Origin of the sequence: Microbispora sp. H10836, from assembly GCF_012999525.1 — a bacterium.
Classification (GTDB): Bacteria; Actinomycetota; Actinomycetes; order Streptosporangiales; family Streptosporangiaceae; genus Microbispora.
On the sequence record NZ_JABBWU010000040.1, the window covers coordinates 20,045 to 35,110 of the forward strand.

General features: G+C 67.7%; 12 protein-coding genes and 1 pseudogene. 7 read left to right on the forward strand and 6 right to left on the reverse strand.

The window, feature by feature from the left end; genetic code table 11:
* Positions 1–568 precede the first annotated feature (568 nt).
* The 3 genes from HHX30_RS39580 to HHX30_RS39590 are packed head-to-tail and all read left to right on the forward strand — an operon-like array spanning position 569 to position 2,565.
* The gene (locus tag HHX30_RS39580) at positions 569–1,573 is read left to right on the forward strand and encodes a DUF1259 domain-containing protein (RefSeq protein WP_169989078.1); all 1,005 of its coding nucleotides are present in this window, start codon (positions 569–571) and stop codon (positions 1,571–1,573) included.
* 30 nt (positions 1,574–1,603) lie between these two features.
* The gene (locus HHX30_RS39585) at positions 1,604–2,137 is read left to right on the forward strand and encodes a Chromate resistance protein ChrB (RefSeq protein WP_211593433.1); all 534 of its coding nucleotides are present in this window, start codon (positions 1,604–1,606) and stop codon (positions 2,135–2,137) included.
* Positions 2,134–2,565, forward strand: coding sequence for a chromate resistance protein ChrB domain-containing protein (locus HHX30_RS39590; RefSeq protein WP_169989079.1), 432 nt, complete (start codon positions 2,134–2,136; stop codon positions 2,563–2,565). The genes HHX30_RS39585 and HHX30_RS39590 overlap by 4 nt, the downstream gene beginning before the upstream one ends.
* A gap of 733 nt (positions 2,566–3,298) precedes the next feature.
* Here HHX30_RS39590 and HHX30_RS39595 read toward each other — a convergent pair.
* The 4 genes and pseudogenes from HHX30_RS39595 to HHX30_RS39610 all read right to left on the reverse strand — a co-directional run.
* Positions 3,299–4,531: an MFS transporter gene (locus tag HHX30_RS39595; RefSeq protein ID WP_169989080.1), complete on the reverse strand. Its 1,233-nt coding sequence runs from the start codon at positions 4,529–4,531 to the stop codon at positions 3,299–3,301.
* On the reverse strand, positions 4,528–5,604 hold the full coding sequence (locus HHX30_RS39600; RefSeq protein ID WP_169989088.1) for a PLP-dependent cysteine synthase family protein: 1,077 nt from the start codon (positions 5,602–5,604) through the stop codon (positions 4,528–4,530). Before HHX30_RS39600 ends, HHX30_RS39595 begins: the two co-directional genes overlap by 4 nt.
* A 1,066-nt stretch (positions 5,605–6,670) precedes the next feature.
* Entirely contained in the window at positions 6,671–7,666 is a 996-nt protein-coding gene (locus HHX30_RS39605) for a C40 family peptidase (RefSeq protein WP_169989081.1), read from the reverse strand.
* Between the two features lie 513 nt (positions 7,667–8,179).
* Positions 8,180–8,926, reverse strand: a pseudogene (locus tag HHX30_RS39610) (HAD-IC family P-type ATPase); the annotation flags it as partial.
* A gap of 237 nt (positions 8,927–9,163) precedes the next feature.
* Here HHX30_RS39610 and HHX30_RS39615 point away from each other — a divergent pair.
* The gene (locus tag HHX30_RS39615; RefSeq protein WP_211593435.1) at positions 9,164–9,625 is read left to right on the forward strand and encodes a MerR family transcriptional regulator; all 462 of its coding nucleotides are present in this window, start codon (positions 9,164–9,166) and stop codon (positions 9,623–9,625) included.
* A 65-nt stretch (positions 9,626–9,690) separates the two neighbouring features.
* Here the strand turns inward: HHX30_RS39615 and HHX30_RS39620 are convergent, their stop codons facing one another.
* Positions 9,691–10,050, reverse strand: coding sequence for a BlaI/MecI/CopY family transcriptional regulator (locus tag HHX30_RS39620; protein ID WP_169989082.1), 360 nt, complete (start codon positions 10,048–10,050; stop codon positions 9,691–9,693).
* 283 nt (positions 10,051–10,333) lie between these two features.
* Between HHX30_RS39620 and HHX30_RS43930 the strand changes: the two genes are divergently transcribed.
* The 3 genes from HHX30_RS43930 (at position 10,334) to HHX30_RS39630 (ending at position 12,500) form a co-directional block, all read left to right on the forward strand.
* Entirely contained in the window at positions 10,334–10,792 is a 459-nt protein-coding gene (locus HHX30_RS43930; RefSeq protein ID WP_396706937.1) for a DUF6153 family protein, read from the forward strand.
* Positions 10,793–10,866: 74 nt separating this feature from the next.
* On the forward strand, positions 10,867–11,478 hold the full coding sequence (locus tag HHX30_RS39625) for a DUF305 domain-containing protein (protein WP_169989083.1): 612 nt from the start codon (positions 10,867–10,869) through the stop codon (positions 11,476–11,478).
* A gap of 86 nt (positions 11,479–11,564) precedes the next feature.
* Positions 11,565–12,500: a M56 family metallopeptidase gene (locus HHX30_RS39630; RefSeq protein ID WP_169989084.1), complete on the forward strand. Its 936-nt coding sequence runs from the start codon at positions 11,565–11,567 to the stop codon at positions 12,498–12,500.
* A gap of 212 nt (positions 12,501–12,712) precedes the next feature.
* On the opposite strand, the gene HHX30_RS39635 is transcribed toward HHX30_RS39630, so the two are convergent.
* Complete coding sequence (locus HHX30_RS39635; protein ID WP_249350998.1) at positions 12,713–14,731, reverse strand: cation-translocating P-type ATPase; 2,019 nt, start codon at positions 14,729–14,731, stop codon at positions 12,713–12,715.
* Positions 14,732–15,066 lie beyond the last annotated feature (335 nt).

A 15,066-nucleotide genomic window follows, 5' to 3' on the forward strand; every position in this document is an offset into this window, starting at 1 on the left:
GGGCCGCCGTCCCAAATCGGACGTGCGATTCTCACCACCGCGCGGCGGAGGCCGTCCACGCGATCGGGGCTGCGAGCCGGAAGGCACCGAAGCCGCATCGTTTGTCCTGTGTAGTTCGGTGAACAGGTGTTCCCATTGCCGACGGATGTGGTCGATGTCGTAGCGGGTGACAGAGGCCACGGTGTAATACGGCTTGACGCTGACCGCGCCCGTCGGGGTGTGTTGGAGTTGGCGACCTGGGCGAGGAACGCGCCGGCCGCCGCGCCCAGCGCCGGCACGGCCGACGGCGATTACAGGCGGTGGTCCGACCCCACGAGCGCCCTCCCGGGTCTATCGCAGATAAGCAGGGGGAGTCGCCCCCGCCGTGGCGTTCCCAGGACGGCGCCGACGCTACCGCAGATAATCACTCACCATCTGCGATAGCAGCCACGAGGCCACAGTCCAGGTGCCAGGGCAAGGCACGAAGCCGCCCACGGGCAGGTAAGGGCCGCACAGGCTGTGTTCCATCGCGCCGGGGGCCGGTGCAACCATGGTTACATATCCCGCTTTGTCTGATTAGGGGGCGGGTATGGGCACTGCTTCGATCTTCCGCCTCGGCCGCATCCGGGCGGCAGCGCTCGTGGCTGCGGCCGCGCTGATCACAGCCTCGAACGTCACCGCGGTAGCGTCCGCCGGCGTCATCGCGGCAGGCGGAGGCACCTCCTCGCACAGCGTTCTCCACGGCCGTCTCCTGCAGCCGGCGCCCACCCGCGACAACGACTGGAAGGCCACCGCTCAGGCGCTGGGTAGATCGGGCAAGCTGTCGGCCGACCACACCGTGTACCGGGTGGGGTTCCCCCGCTCCGACCTGCAGGTCACATCCAAAGGAGTCGCGATCAAACCCGGGTTCGCCCTCGGCTCGTATGCGGCGTTCGCCCGCTACGGGGACGGTAAGGCGATAATGATGGGCGATCTGGTGGTCACCGAAGACGAGGTCGGCAAGGTGACCGACGCGCTGCAGGCCGCAGGGATCTCCCAGACCGCGCTGCACAAACATCTCCTGGCCCACGAACCGCCGGTCTGGTGGACGCACATCCACGCCATGGGAGACCCGGTCGGGATCGCCCGCGGGATCCGGGCCGCTCTGGACCAGACAGCCACCCCTCCCGCATCCCCGCCGTCCTCACCACTTGCGATCGAGCTGGAGACCGCCGCGGTCGACGCGGCGCTGGGGACCAAGGGCACCAACGACGGCGGCGTCTACAAGTTCACCTTCGCCCGGTGCGAGCATGTCTCCTCCGGCAACCGGATCGCCCCGGCGGGGATGGGCGTGTCCACCGGGCTGAACTTCCAGCCGACGGGCGGCGGCAAGGCCGCCATCAACGGCGACTTCGTCATGACCGCCCCGGAGGTCCAAAGCGTCATCCGCGCGCTGCGCCGGGGCGGCGTCGACATCGTCGAACTGCACAACCACACCCTCGACGACCAGCCGCGCATGTTCTACATGCACTTTTGGGCGGTCGGCGACGCGGTCGAGCTCGCCCGCACGCTGCATGAGGGGGTTGCGGCCAGCAACGTCAAACCCGCCCACTGAAACGCCGGGCGAAACGCGCACGGCAAACGAGTGGACGCCGCCGACAGGACGGGCGAGGTGATCGCGCGGGAAGCCGGGACGGGTGAGTGGGTGCTGCTGTCCTACCGGCTGCCCCGCGAGCCGTCCACGCCCCGTATCGGCGTCTGGCGCAAGCTCAAACGTCTCGGGGTGGCGTACCTGGCCGATGGGCTGGTCGCGCTGCCGGCCGACGCGCGCACCCGCGAGCATCTGGAGTGGATCGCCGACGAGGTGACCGAACTCGGCGGCATAGCGGGCGTCTGGCTGGCCCACCCCGCCACCACGGCCCAGGAGCGGCAGCTCGCGGCGTCGATGACCTCAGCGCGCGCATCCGAGTACATCCAGGTGATCGAGCAGGCCACTCGCGCATCCGGTCAGGAGGAGACCGTCCGGCGATCGACCGCACGGCGGCTGCGGGCCGAGCTGCGCCGAATCGGCCGCCGCGACTACTTTCCTCCGCCGCAGCGCCAGGCCGCCCACGCTGCGGTCGACGCCCTTATCGGCCAGGAAGCAACGGGAGAGGAGAGGAAGGAGCAGCGTAGATGAAATGGGCCACCCGCGCCGGGGTTCACATCGATCGGGCTGCATGCGCGTGGCTGATCCGCCGCCACATCGACCCCGACGCGACGTTCGTGTTCGTCGGCGACCCGGCCGAACTGCCGGCCGACGCCACCGGCTTCGACATGCGCGGCGTCGCGCTGTCCCATCACGGCGGCGATTGCAGCTTCGAGACCATCCTGGCCGTCTACGAGCTGACCGACCCCGTGTTGCACCGCATCGCGCAGATCGTGCACGAGGCCGACCTGGACGACGAACGCTACGAGGCACCCGAAGCACCCGGCCTGGACGTGATCCTGCGCGGTCTGTCGATGATCTGCGACGACCACCGGACCCTCCAGATCACCGCGCCTGTCTTCGACGGGCTGTATGAGTTCTACCGGCGCGAGCTGCTGCTGGGGCGGGAACCGGCATGACCAGGGCCGTGCGCATCGTCTTGGCCCCGCAGGCGCTGCGCGCAATGGGGTACGGGGTGACCGCCGTACAACTGGGCGCGATCCTGCGCAACGGCGGCCTGGCCCCGGCGCACGTGGGACTCATGCTGGCGACCATCGTGGCCGGCAGCGCCACCACCAGCCTCACCCTGGCCCGATGCGGCGACCGCATCGGCCGCCGCCGCGCCTACGCCGCACTGTATGCCGCGCTGGCCTGCTGCGGCGCGGTCATCGCCTCCGGCGCGCCGCTGTGGCTGCTCGCCCTGGTGGCGATGACCGGCGCGCTGTCCACCGACGTGATCGAGTCCGGGCCGTTCACCACCCTGGAACAGGTCATGCTCGCCGGCACAGGCGCGCAGCACCCCGGGATCGTGCGCCGGTTCGGCCTCTACAACGCGATCGCGGCCCTGGCCGGAACTACTGGGGCCTTGCTCGGCACGCTCCCTCCCGATCGGTGGCTACTCGGCGGCGTCCTGGCCGCCACCGGAGCCGTCGGCGTGCTGCTGGCCGCGCAGTTGCCCGCCACCGTCGAAGTCCCCGCACCGCCGCCGCGCCCGACCCGGGTGCGGACCTTGGCCGGATCGCGCGGGGTGGTCACGCGCCTGGCGGCCTTGTTCGCGGTGGACAGCCTGGCCGGTGGATTCGTTGTCCAGGCTTATGTGGGCTACTGGCCCGGCGGCTTTCGACGCCGGGCCTTCGGGTCGGCCGGTGGAAGTCAGGCCGGGGCCGGTCTGGTTCGGAGCCGTCCTGTCCGGTCCAGTCTCCGTATGGTCACCGCTGAGGCGAACCCAGTGGCCACGAGTAGGAGCCAGGGCAGTGCCGGTGCGCCGCGTACGTGGTCCATCGCCCAGCCGCTGGCCAGGTTGCCCAGGAGAATGCCGAGCCCGGAGAAGGCGTTGTAGAGCCCGTAGTAGGTGCCGGTCAGTTCTTGCCGCCCCAGCGTTGCGATCATGGCCATCTCGAACGGGAAGACCAGCATGCCCCCGGCTGTGAGGACCATGGCGGACACGAGCACGGCCGTGGTCATCACCGCCGTACGGCAGGGCATATGCGGGAACTGCGCGGCGAGCAGTGCGGGCAGGAAAGCGATGCCCATGACGGCCAGGCCACGCGTGATGGCCTGTTCCGGCTGCCACCTGGCCTTGGCGAAGGAGGTGAGGCGGACCTGGCCGGCCACTGCCAGTAGCGCGGTGAGGGTGTACATCACCGCGATCGATGCCTGGCCGTGCCCGAGCCGGTGCAACTCCAGCGGGAGCGCCAGGTAGATCTGGTAGGACAGGGCGTACGAGGCGAACATCGCGGCCGAGAAGGTCACGAAGGGTCGGTTGGTGGCGACCTCCTGCCAGTCGGCGAGCACGGGTCGCGTCGAGCTCGCGGTCGTTCCATGGCGTTCGGGTAGCCAGCATGCCTGCAGTGCCGTGAGCGCGGCGAAGACCGCGGCGGCCGCAAGGCAGGTGAGCCGGAAGTCGACCGAGATCAGCAGGACGCCGGCCAGTGGTCCGGTGAGGATCCCCGCCTGGTAGAAGACGTTGAACAAGGCGAAGGCCTCGACCTTCCGCTCTGTGGCCTCGACGGAGATGTAGGCCCGTACCGCCGGGTTGAACAAGGCTCCGGCGAGCCCGGTCAGCACTGAGGCGACGATGAGGGCGGGAACGGAGGTCGAGACGGCGAACAGGGCGAACCCGATGGTGCGCAGGCCGCATCCCGCCATGATCAGGCGCTTGTAGCCGTACCGGTCGCACAAGGTGCCGCCGAGCAGGAACATGCCCTGCTGGCTGAGATTGCGCAGGCCGAGCAGCAGCCCGGTCAGCCACACCGCCAGGCCCAGTTGACCGGACAGGTGGTCGGCGAGGTAGGGCACGAGCATGTAGAAGCCGACGTTGATGCCGAACTGGTTGATCAGCAGGAGGCGGACGGCCGGGCTGAACGAGCCGAAGGCGGCGATCATGCTCGGACCTCGATCGGGTCGATCACGGTGGTGCAGCGTGTCCAGCGGGTGACTTCCCGTTCCGAGGGGTGAGAGATTCGGTCGGGATGTTCCGCCGGGGCGGCGTCCAGCAGGTGGTTGGCTGTGCAGTACTCGTCGTCGAAGACGGTGTTCCAGTAGCGCCATGGTCCGTCGGGAAAGATCGCCACGATGGCCGTCCCCGGAGGGCTTGTTCTGGCGACCCAGTCGGCGACCAGTGCGACCGCTCCGGTGCTCCAGCCGCCGGAGACGTAGTGCCGGGCTGCCAGAGTTCGGCAGGTGTGCACCGCTTCGGCGGGGTTGACCCAGTGGACTTCGGAGAACGCAGGGTAGTCCACGTTGCGAGGGTGGATGCTGCTGCCCAGTCCGCGCATGAGCCGTGGCCGGGCCGGCTGTCCAAAGATGGTGGAACCGATCGTGTCGACGCCGATCAGTGTCAGGTCAGGAAAGGTCTGCCGCAGAGCCCGGGAGATTCCCGCGCTGTGGCCACCGGTGCCCACCGCGCAGACCAGGACGTCGATCCAGGGCAACTGCGTCACGAGTTCGGCGGCCAGTGTCGTGTACGCCGCGACGTTGTCGGGGTTGTTGTACTGGTCCGGGCAGTAGGCGTCGGGGAGTTCGTCCGTCAGCTGCCGGACCCGTTCCCTGCGCGCTTCCTGCCAGCCGCCGACCGGATGGGGCGCTGTCACGATCTCCAGGCGCGCGCCGTAGGCGCGCAGCAGTCGCGCCATCAGCGGTTCCAGGCCCGGATCGGCGACCAGTGTGACCGGGTGCCCGTGGACGATCCCGGCCAGCGCGAGGCCGAGCCCGAGCGTGCCGCTGGTGGACTCGACGATCACGCCTCCCGGCCTGAGCTGTCCGCGGCGGCGGGCGCTGCGCACCATGTGAAGAGCCGGCCGGTCCTTGATACCCCCAGGATTGAACCCTTCGAGTTTCGCCCAGAACCCGCTCTCCTGGGATTGCACGGGAATCCACATGACGGGTGTGCTCCCGACACGGGGTGCCGCCTGAATCGAAGCATGAGTGCCCATGAATGAAGGCAGCATGGAATGCATCGTTGTTTTCACTGTTGTCAACCCACCAAGGTCAATGGCGCCAGCGTCGGAAATGAAGGCGCCGGACGGTTTCCTGTCTTGCCTTTTGCTCACTGACGGCGAGCAGGTGGTGGGTTTATATGCGCAACACACACAAAGCGTACGGTTCTACTCCCTGCGGGATACGGGAGGGGGCGCGCCGGGCGGGCGGGCCGAAAGCACGCGGCTCTTCTACTGAGAACGCTCCGACGATCGCCTCAAGGCGAAGGGGGTCGTCGCCGTCGAGGGCCCGGACCCAGAGACCGTCGGACTCCTCATGGCATTCCGGATGTGGTGCGGAGTGATCGCATCCATCGGGGTCCGTGGAGGCCGCGCCGATGCCGACGACAGGGTGGTGGTCCGGCTGGGCCCGATCGATCGTGCAGCAGGTAATCACGTGAAGGAAGAAGAGCCCGAGCACCGCCGCGATCGCGATCGGCACCCGGCTCTTCTGCACTCGCCTCAAGTCACTCGGCTGCTTCGCCGTCGTACCCGAGAAACCCCCGTTACACATCACCGGTGTTGTGCCCGGCAGCACCTGGTAGCCACGCGGGCACAGGATATTGCAGCCCGATAATTTACCCGATCATGGTCGATGCCCAAAAACTCCCATATGACAAACAATGAGAGGCGATAGCCACATATGGTCGGGCCCGGGGTTGGCATGTACACCGGCGCTGGATACGCCAGGCGAATCTGTCATTTGGAGAAGCGCGGGGCGGCGTCTCGTATGACTGTCGCGAGGAGGTCCACATCATCGCGCGAGGTGAACAGCGCAGGGGCCATTCGTGCGCAGTCGCCCCGGCGGGTCCGCCTCGGCGTACGGTGAAGATGCGGTAGCGATCGAGCAGATACTCGCTGATCGCCATGTCGTCGGCCTCGGAGGTCCGGCCTGTGATCCTGCCTTCCGGCGCGAAGCCTCCTATCCCAGGCCGGGGTCGGTCGCTTTCCCGCGACCGAGCACAAGCACCGGCCCGCACGACGCGCCGCTCGATGTGCTGCCTTCCCGGTGGTCAACGGGCTGAATGTAGTGAAGTAGGAGTCACCGTCAAGGACGGATGGCACCCTGAAGCCGTCCCCACCAGTAGCCATCGAGCTCGACGACCTTGACGACGTCACCCGTCTGCGGAGCGTGCACCATCTTGCCGTCACCGGCGTAGATGCCCATGTGCCCCAGCCCCTTGCTGAACAGCAGATCACCCGGCTGTAGCTGACTCAAGTCCAGCGGAACGCGCCTGTCAGCACCCCAGCTCCACTGCTCGTACGTCGTGCGGGGCAGTTCGACCCCCGCTTGACGCCAGGCGGCCTGGGAGAACCCAGAGCAGTCATACGAGCTTGGTCCGGTGGCACCCCACCGATAGGGCTTCCCGATCTGCTTGTACGCGAACTGCAGCACGAGGCGCGCGTTTCCCGAGGCGGGGCCGGTATAGGCAATCCCGGGGCTGTTCGGGTCCCCTGCCCGGAACTGGCCTAACCTGCGCAGTAACTTCGTCTGCTGAGCGACCATGCGCTCTGCCTTGGCCTTCTCCTCCGCCAGTGCGTCCCGTGCCTTGCCGGCCTCGGCCAATGTCTCTTTCGCCTTGCCGTACTTGTCCTTGAGCGCCTGGTTGGCGGTTTCGAAGGTCCGTAGGGATTCGGCGCGGTCGGCCGCCATGTGGTCGAACAAGGCCATGCCGCTCAGCACTGACCGCGGGTCGTCGCTGGTGACGATTCTTCCGCTGCTCATGCCGCCGTACTGGTACGTGTTGATCGCAAGCCGGACGAGATCGCCCCGTAGCAGATCAACGGTCTTCTGCTGCTGCTTGTAGTCCTTGTTCAGACGGTCGTAGTCTTTCTTGATCTTCTTCCACCGCTCGTTGGCCAGGTTGTAGCGGTCGACGATCTTCCCCGCCAGGTCGTTGAGCTTCTCAAGTCTCGCCCTCGCCTGGGCGATGGTGGGTTGCGGTTCGGCAGCCGCCCCGTTGAGCGGTAGCAGCACGATGACGGCCAGGCCTGCCGCCGCGACCACCCGCCCAAACCTCACTGGCACGCCCGCCACGGTCACGCTGACGCCTTCCCTTGTCTGGCTATTGGGCGAAATGTTACAGAAGGGACGGCTGACTAGTTCGCATTTGATCCGTATTAGCACCCTTGCGGAGGGATCGCACCGCGCCGACGTCACACGCACGAGTGATCGACAGATTCAGGGCTGACGACAAAATGCCTGCTCACACGGGTTGATAGGCGCGGTCCGGCGGACCGTCGCGCGACCCTGTCGGGCGTACCTTGGGGAGACAGAACTACGGTAGGTCGTAGTAGGCCGGAGTTCCCGGTCGTTGTGGACGCTCGATCCATACGTCATCGGCCAGGCCGCCGCCTAGGCCTGGCGGCGATCGCCAGTGCCGGCTTCGCGCTGGCCGTCGTCCTGTGCCCGCCGCTCACTCGTACCGCATACAGGTGGCTGCCCGAACCGCGACTGACTTGGCTGTATTGGAAACCCCGGACACACCGAGCGCCCTCGCCCGGCATCACACCCTGGATACCCGAGGGCCTCCGGCAGAACTGCCGGAGGCCCTTCTTACCGCAGGTCTAAACGGAAGCGGCGGAGCCTGAGGCTGTTGCTGACGATGAAGACGCTGGAGAAGGCCATCGCCGCTCCGGCGATCACGGGATTGAGCAGCCCGGCGGCGGCCAGCGGCAGGGCCGCGACGTTGTAGGCGAAGGCCCAGAACAGGTTGCCCTTGATCGTGCGCAGCGTGCGCCGCGACAGCCGGATCGCGTCGGCCGCCACCCGCAGGTCGCCCCTGACCAGGGTCAGGTCGGCGGCCTCGATGGCCACGTCGGTGCCCGTGCCCATGGCCAGACCGAGGTCGGCCTGGGCGAGCGCGGCGGCGTCGTTGACCCCGTCGCCGACCATGGCGACGGTCCTGCCCTCGGCCTGCAGCCGCTTCACCACGTCGACCTTGTCGGCGGGCAGCACCTCGGCGATCACCTCGTCAATGCCCACCTGGCCGGCGACCGTACGCGCGACCGCCTCGTTGTCGCCGGTCAGCAGCACCGGGGTCAGCCCGAGCGCGCGCAGGTCGCGGATCGCCTCGGCGCTGGTGGCCTTGACGGCGTCGGCCACCACCAGCACTGCATGGGCCTGGCCGTCCCAGCCGACCGCCACCGCCGTGCGGCCCGCGACCTGTTCTTCCTGCAGTCTGCGTTCCAGCTCCACGGGAAGGTGCTGGGACCATTCCTCCAGCAGACGGGGCCGGCCGACCAGGACGGCGTGGCCGTCCACGATGCCCTGCCCGCCGAGGCCCTCGACGTTGGCGAAGTCGCCCACGTCATCAGCATCGACGCCAGCCCGCAGATGATCGACGAGGGCCGTCGACGCCGGCCGGGTCTGGACCTGCGGGCGGGCGGGCGACGCCTACGAGCTGTCCCTGCCGGACGGCTCTGTGGCGGCCATCGCCCAGGCAATCGCCCGCGGCGCCGCCGAGCGCGTTGGCGACCTGCTGACACCGGAGGCGGGTTGAGATCTTCGGTGAGGACACGGTTCGTCTCGTCGTTGGACATGTGTCCCACCATGCGACTTAATGTCGACATGAAGTCAAGCTCGAACCGTCCGGCGATGAGCATCGGACAGGTGGCGGAACACTTCAGCCTGGCCACGCACGTCCTGCGGCACTGGGAGTCCGTCGGCCTGCTGGAGCCGGTGCGAATCGGAGGCGATCGCCGCCGGTACGGTCGCGACGACCTCTACAGAACCGCGGTCATCCTGCGGGCGAAGGAGGCAGGGTTCGGGCTCGACGACATCCGGGAGATGATCGCAGCCAGGGAGCCGGCGGAACGGCGCGTCATTCTGCGGCGCCTCGAGAACGATTTGAGGCGGCGCATCGCACAGGCGGAAGCCTCGCTGGAGCTCATCCGATGTGCACTGGACTGCGACCATGAGGACTTCACCTCGTGCGCGCACTTCCAAGCCATGGTCACCGACAGGATCGGCATCGAAGCACGGCCGCACGTGCCGGTGTGATGCCATATCCGCTGCCGTGAGCGTGCAGCCGCAGCACCTGGATTTCGGACCCAGCCGGGCAATGTTCAGGCCGGCGGCACGATCTTCAAAGCCTGGCGGAGCGCGTCCGCCTCCGCCGGAGTCAACCCGGAGAGAAAGTGCACGAAGGCGGCGGCCTGGTTGTTGCTCGTGGCGAGCGCGTCCCGCATCAGACGGGCCGTGTACGCCTCGCGGGAGGCCACGGCCTCGTAACTGTAGGCACGCCCTTGCTTCCGACGACGCAGCCAGCCCTTGGTGTGCAGGGTGTCCATCACCGTCATCACAGTCGTGTAGGCGATCTCGCGGCTCTTCTGGAGCTCGGTCAGCACCTCGCGCACGGACACAGGCCGGCCAAGAGCCCAGACGCAGTCCATGACGACCGCTTCGAGCTTGCCGAACTCCCGCACGTCCCCTCCGCCCTCGATCTTCCTTTCCTAAGTACGATAGTAGATCAGTTCCAGCACCACAAAGCTGGCATTAGGGCCATGTGCAACACAGTTTGAGGCGCCAAATCGCGTACTGCCGTCCACCGCCGACGCTGAAATCACCAACGACGTCTCCTTGATCCGGAGTTCTGCCGATCGCCCGCTGCTCTGAACAAGCCGCACTACCCATGGCCGCGGATGCGGCAGCCACTCATCCAGTTCACTGCCGGAGCTAGTAGCCGCATTGTGCGGCGCTCTGTCCGTGATGCGGGAAGCACACGTCCCGATCGGTAGGGTGTCCACTGTGACTACGGGCAACGCGGCGCGTAGGCTGGCTCCTTGGAGCGGACTGCTTCTGCTTGCCGCGGTCTTGTGCGGGCTGTTCGCCATGCATGGCCTGCAGCCCTCACCTGGCCCTCTGCCTGCTCCGAGCGTCCTGACGCTCCATTCCCCTCATATGGGCGACTCCGGCATGCCGATGGCGGCAACGGACACAGGCCCTGACGGCGGGCAGAGCTCGCCCCATGACGGGCATGGCGGTAGCCAGGTCTGTCTCGCCTTCCTTCTGGCCGGGTCGGTTCTACTACTTCTCTTCGTCGCCGTGGCCATGAGCCACTTCGTCGCGTTGCCGACCCGCCTGCTTCTGCAACGGCTACTTCCCCGTGGGCCAGCGATCCGCCCCCGAGGGCCGACCCTCGCCCAACTCTGCGTGATCCGGGTGTAGAAGGCGCACTCGACGGTACGTCCATCGTCGAGCCAGAGCTGCCTGTATCAACTCGAACACGGAGAGTATCGATCATGAAGCGTCTTGCCATTCCTGTGGCCCTGCTCGGGGCCGGCCTCCTGCTCACCGCCTGCGGCTCCACCGACAGCGCTACCCATGACATGTCCTCCATGTCATCGATGTCCCCGATGCCTACCGAATCACAGGCTCCTGCCACAAACGCCGCGGCCGACCACAACGACGCCGATGTCATGTTCGCGCAGATGATGATTCCGCACCACCGCCAGGCGCTGGAGATGGCGAAGCTGGCCGAGGAGCGCGCAGCCAGCAGTCAGGTCAAGGAGCTGGCCAAGCAGATCGAGGCCGCGCAGGATCCAGAGATCCAGACGATGACCGGCTGGCTCGAGAGCTGGGGCGTGCAGGCGCCCAGTGAGAACGCCATGCCGATGGACCATGGAATGCCGGGCATGATGTCCGAAGAGGACATGAAGAAGCTCGAAGGCCTCAAGGGTGCCGCCTTCGACAGGGCGTTCCTGCAGATGATGATCCAGCATCACGAGGGCGCCGTCGCCATGGCCAAGGAGGAGGTGGCGGGCGGCGCTTACGAGCCGGCGAAGCAGATGGCCGAATCCGTCATCTCCAGCCAGTCCGCAGAGATCAGCAGGATGAAGCAGCTCCTGCAGTAAGACTCAGTCGGGTGGGCGGTGAAATCCCGCCGCCCACCCGTTCCCGGGAACATTCGCCCCGGCGTGAGGAAGGTGGAGGACAGGGAATGATCGCCTCACTTATCGCCCTGGCCGGATGCGTGTTCCTGCTCGGACATCTCGCCGGCCCCCTGCTTCTGCGCACAAGCTGGTCCGCAGGTCTGCCCGGAACCACCGTAGCGCTGTGGGCCGCCGCGGTTGCCGGCGCCGTGCTGGCTCTGGCAGGGCTTGCCGGTCTGGGACTGGTGTTGCCTTCCACGCCCGGCCATCGCCTCATCGACTGGATCGCGGACTGCTTGCCCAAGGATGGGCATGGCATCTCACCGCTGGCGGTGCTCGCAACAGCTCTGGTCCTGGCGGCGGGAGCAATGGCTCTCCGGCTGGCCGTCCCCAGAATCGCCCGTACGGTTCGAGGGCGGCGCGAGCACCGGGAGATGCTCGATATGGTCGCGCGCGATCTGGTCACGAAACCGGATGTCCGCGTGCTTGACCACCCGATGCCGTTGATCTACTGCCTGCCGGCGCGAGAACGGCCCATCGTCGTGACTACCGGCGCACTTGAGCGACTGGAGCCGGCCGAGGTGGAGGCGGTGCTGGCTCACGAGCGCGCCCACCTACGTCAACGGCACCATCTGATTCTGGTGCTGGCCGACGCGTTGAGCTCCGCCATTCCCTGGCTCGGGACGCTGCGTCTCGCGCATACGACGTTGCCTGGTCTGCTGGAGTTGGCCGCCGACGACCATGCCGCGCGACGTCATGGCAGAGCGCCACTCATCGGTGCACTTCAGAAGATGGCGATCACGTCCTGCTCGGCGGGGGCGCTCGCGGTCAACCCTGCAACAGCCCAGATCGCGAAGCTGAGAATCGCCCGGCTGAGCAACCCTTCGGCACTCCCACGGGTGCCGCATGCGAAGCCGCTGTCCTGGTTGGCCATCGTCGCAGCCCTCGGCGTCCCGGCCACCCTGGCAACCCTGGCCGTTATGATGCTGCCCCTGCCCTGTTGAGCGAATCCGGTTGCTCTGTCCCTGCTCACCCTTGATGGTGGCGTCCGTGTCTTCGATGTCGGCCTACAGATGCCGTGCTGACGGTTCTGAACCGAAGGCCGGTCAGGGCGGTGGACACGAGCGCCGGCAGCAGCCCGGCGGAATCCCTCTGTGCCAGGCTCATGTGGGACACCCGGTAAGGAAGTTCTCAATGTGGGTATTCACCGACTCCCTCAGTGGACTTGGCCTTGTGCGGCGGGCAGCCTGAGTCCCTTGAGCGCGAGGGCGTTCATGGCCACGATGAAGCTGGAGCCCGACATCGACAGCGCGGCGATCTCGGGGCGCAGCACCAGGCCGAGGGCGGGTTCGAACACTCCCGCGGCGATGGGCAGGGCCAAGGTGTTGTAGCCGATCGCCCAGCCGAGGTTCTGCCGCATCTTGCGCACCGTCCCCCGGCCGATACGCAGGGCGGTGGGTACGTCCAGCGGATCGGACCGCATCAGCACGAGGTCGGCGGTCTCGATCGCCACATCGGTGCCCGCGCCGATCGCGATGCCGAGGTCGGCCTGGGCGAGTGCGGGGGCGTCGTTGACGCCGTCGCCGACCATCGCCACCGTACGTCCGCCGGCCTGGAGTTCGGCGATCTTTGCCGCCTTATCACCGGGCAGCACTTCGGCGATCACGGTGTCGATGCCCAGAGCGCGTGCGATCCGCTCGGCGGTGGCGGCGTTGTCCCCGGTGAGCATGACCACCTCGACGCCGAGGTCGTGCAGCGCGGACACCGCCGCTGCCGAGGTCTCCCGGGGCGCGTCGGCGATCCCGATCACTCCGGCCGCTCTGCCGTCGATCGCCACGAGTACGGCCGTGCGGCCTCCTGAGGCCACTTGGTCGCGCCGTGTGCCCAGTTCGCCCAGCGCGATGCCCTCACGGTCGAGCAGTCTCCGGTTGCCCACCATCACCCGGCGTCCTGCCACCTGGGCGACGGCACCGTGGCCGGGAATGTTTTCGAACCGCTCAGCTCGTACGGAGTCCAGACCACGTTCGTCGGCGTACCGGACGACGGCCTGGGCCAAGGGATGCTCGGACTCCCGCTCCACCGCGGCCACCAACCGCAGCAGCTCATCCTCCGGCACGCCATCGGTGATCACTTCGGTGACCTCCGGCTCGCCCTTGGTCAGGGTGCCGGTCTTGTCCATCACCACGACCTGGACGCGTGCGGAGGTCTCCAGCGCTATCGCGTTCTTGAACAGCACGCCGCGCTTCGCTCCGAGACCCGTACCCACCATGATCGCCGTGGGTGTGGCGAGGCCGAGCGCGTCCGGGCAGGTGATGACCACGACGGTGATGGCGAACAGGATCGCCACTCCGAACGGCCGTCCGGCCAGCAGGAACCATACGGCGAAGGTGAGCGCGCCGCCGATCAGCGCGACGAGGACCAGCCAGAACGCGGCCCGGTCGGCCAGCCGCTGGCCCGGCGCCTTGGAGTTCTGCGCCTGCTGCACGAGCTTCACGATCTGCGCGAGGGCGGTGTCGGCGCCCACCTTGGTCGCCCGCACCCGCAGGGTGCCGTTGCGGTTGATCGTCGCCCCGACCACGTCCGAGCCCATTTCCTTGTGCACCGGCAGGCTCTCGCCGGTCACCATGGACTCGTCGACCTCGCTCTCGCCCTCCTCCACGACTCCGTCGACCGCGATCTTGGCGCCAGGGCGGACCAGCAGCAGGTCACCGGCGACCACCTCGGCCGTGGGTACTTCGACCTGCGTGCCGTCGCGCACGACCAACGCCTTGGGGGGCGCCAGATCGAGCAGCGTACGGATCGCGTCGTTGGCCCCGCCCCGGGCCCGCATCTCGAACCAGTGCCCCAGCAGCACGAAGGCCGCCAGCACGGTGGCCGCCTCGTAGAAGACCTCACCGCCGCCGGTCAGCGTCACGACCACCGAATACAGCCAGCCGGCTCCCACCGCGACGGCGACCAGCACCATCATGTCGAGCGTGCGCGCACGCAGGGCCCGCAGAGCCCCGTCGAAGAAGATCCAGCAGGAGTAGAAGATCACAGGGAGGCTGAGCAGCAGGGCCCACACGTCCTGCCGCAGCCCGAACGGAACCGGGACGTGCAGGCCGAGCACCTCGGTGCCGATCGGCGACCACATCAGGATCGGGATCGAGAACAGCAGCGCGACCAGGAAGCGGTTGCGCATGTCGGCCACCATCGCCGCCATCGACATGCCGGCGTGCCCGCCGTGGCCCATCATCTCGTGCGGGGATATCGCCGCCTCCGCACCACCTGCGGGTCCGTGCTTCCCGCCATGCCCGATCGCCGCGTGTCCCGCCGCCGTGGATTCGCCGGCGCCTCCGTGCGGGTGTTCGCCGACAGTCGCCTGATCATGCCCCGGTCTCATGGACGACTCGGCGGCGTCGCCGACGGCGGGAGCCGTACCACCCGGTGCGGGCGGATCAGGTGGTGATGTCCCGCCGGGTGGTGTAACTCGCAGCTGATCGTGTGGGGTCGGCGAGTTGTGGGTTGGTGTGACTATGACGCGGCCAAGGCGGTGTGCGCCAGGGGTTCGGCCGGATCGTCTGCGGGCGG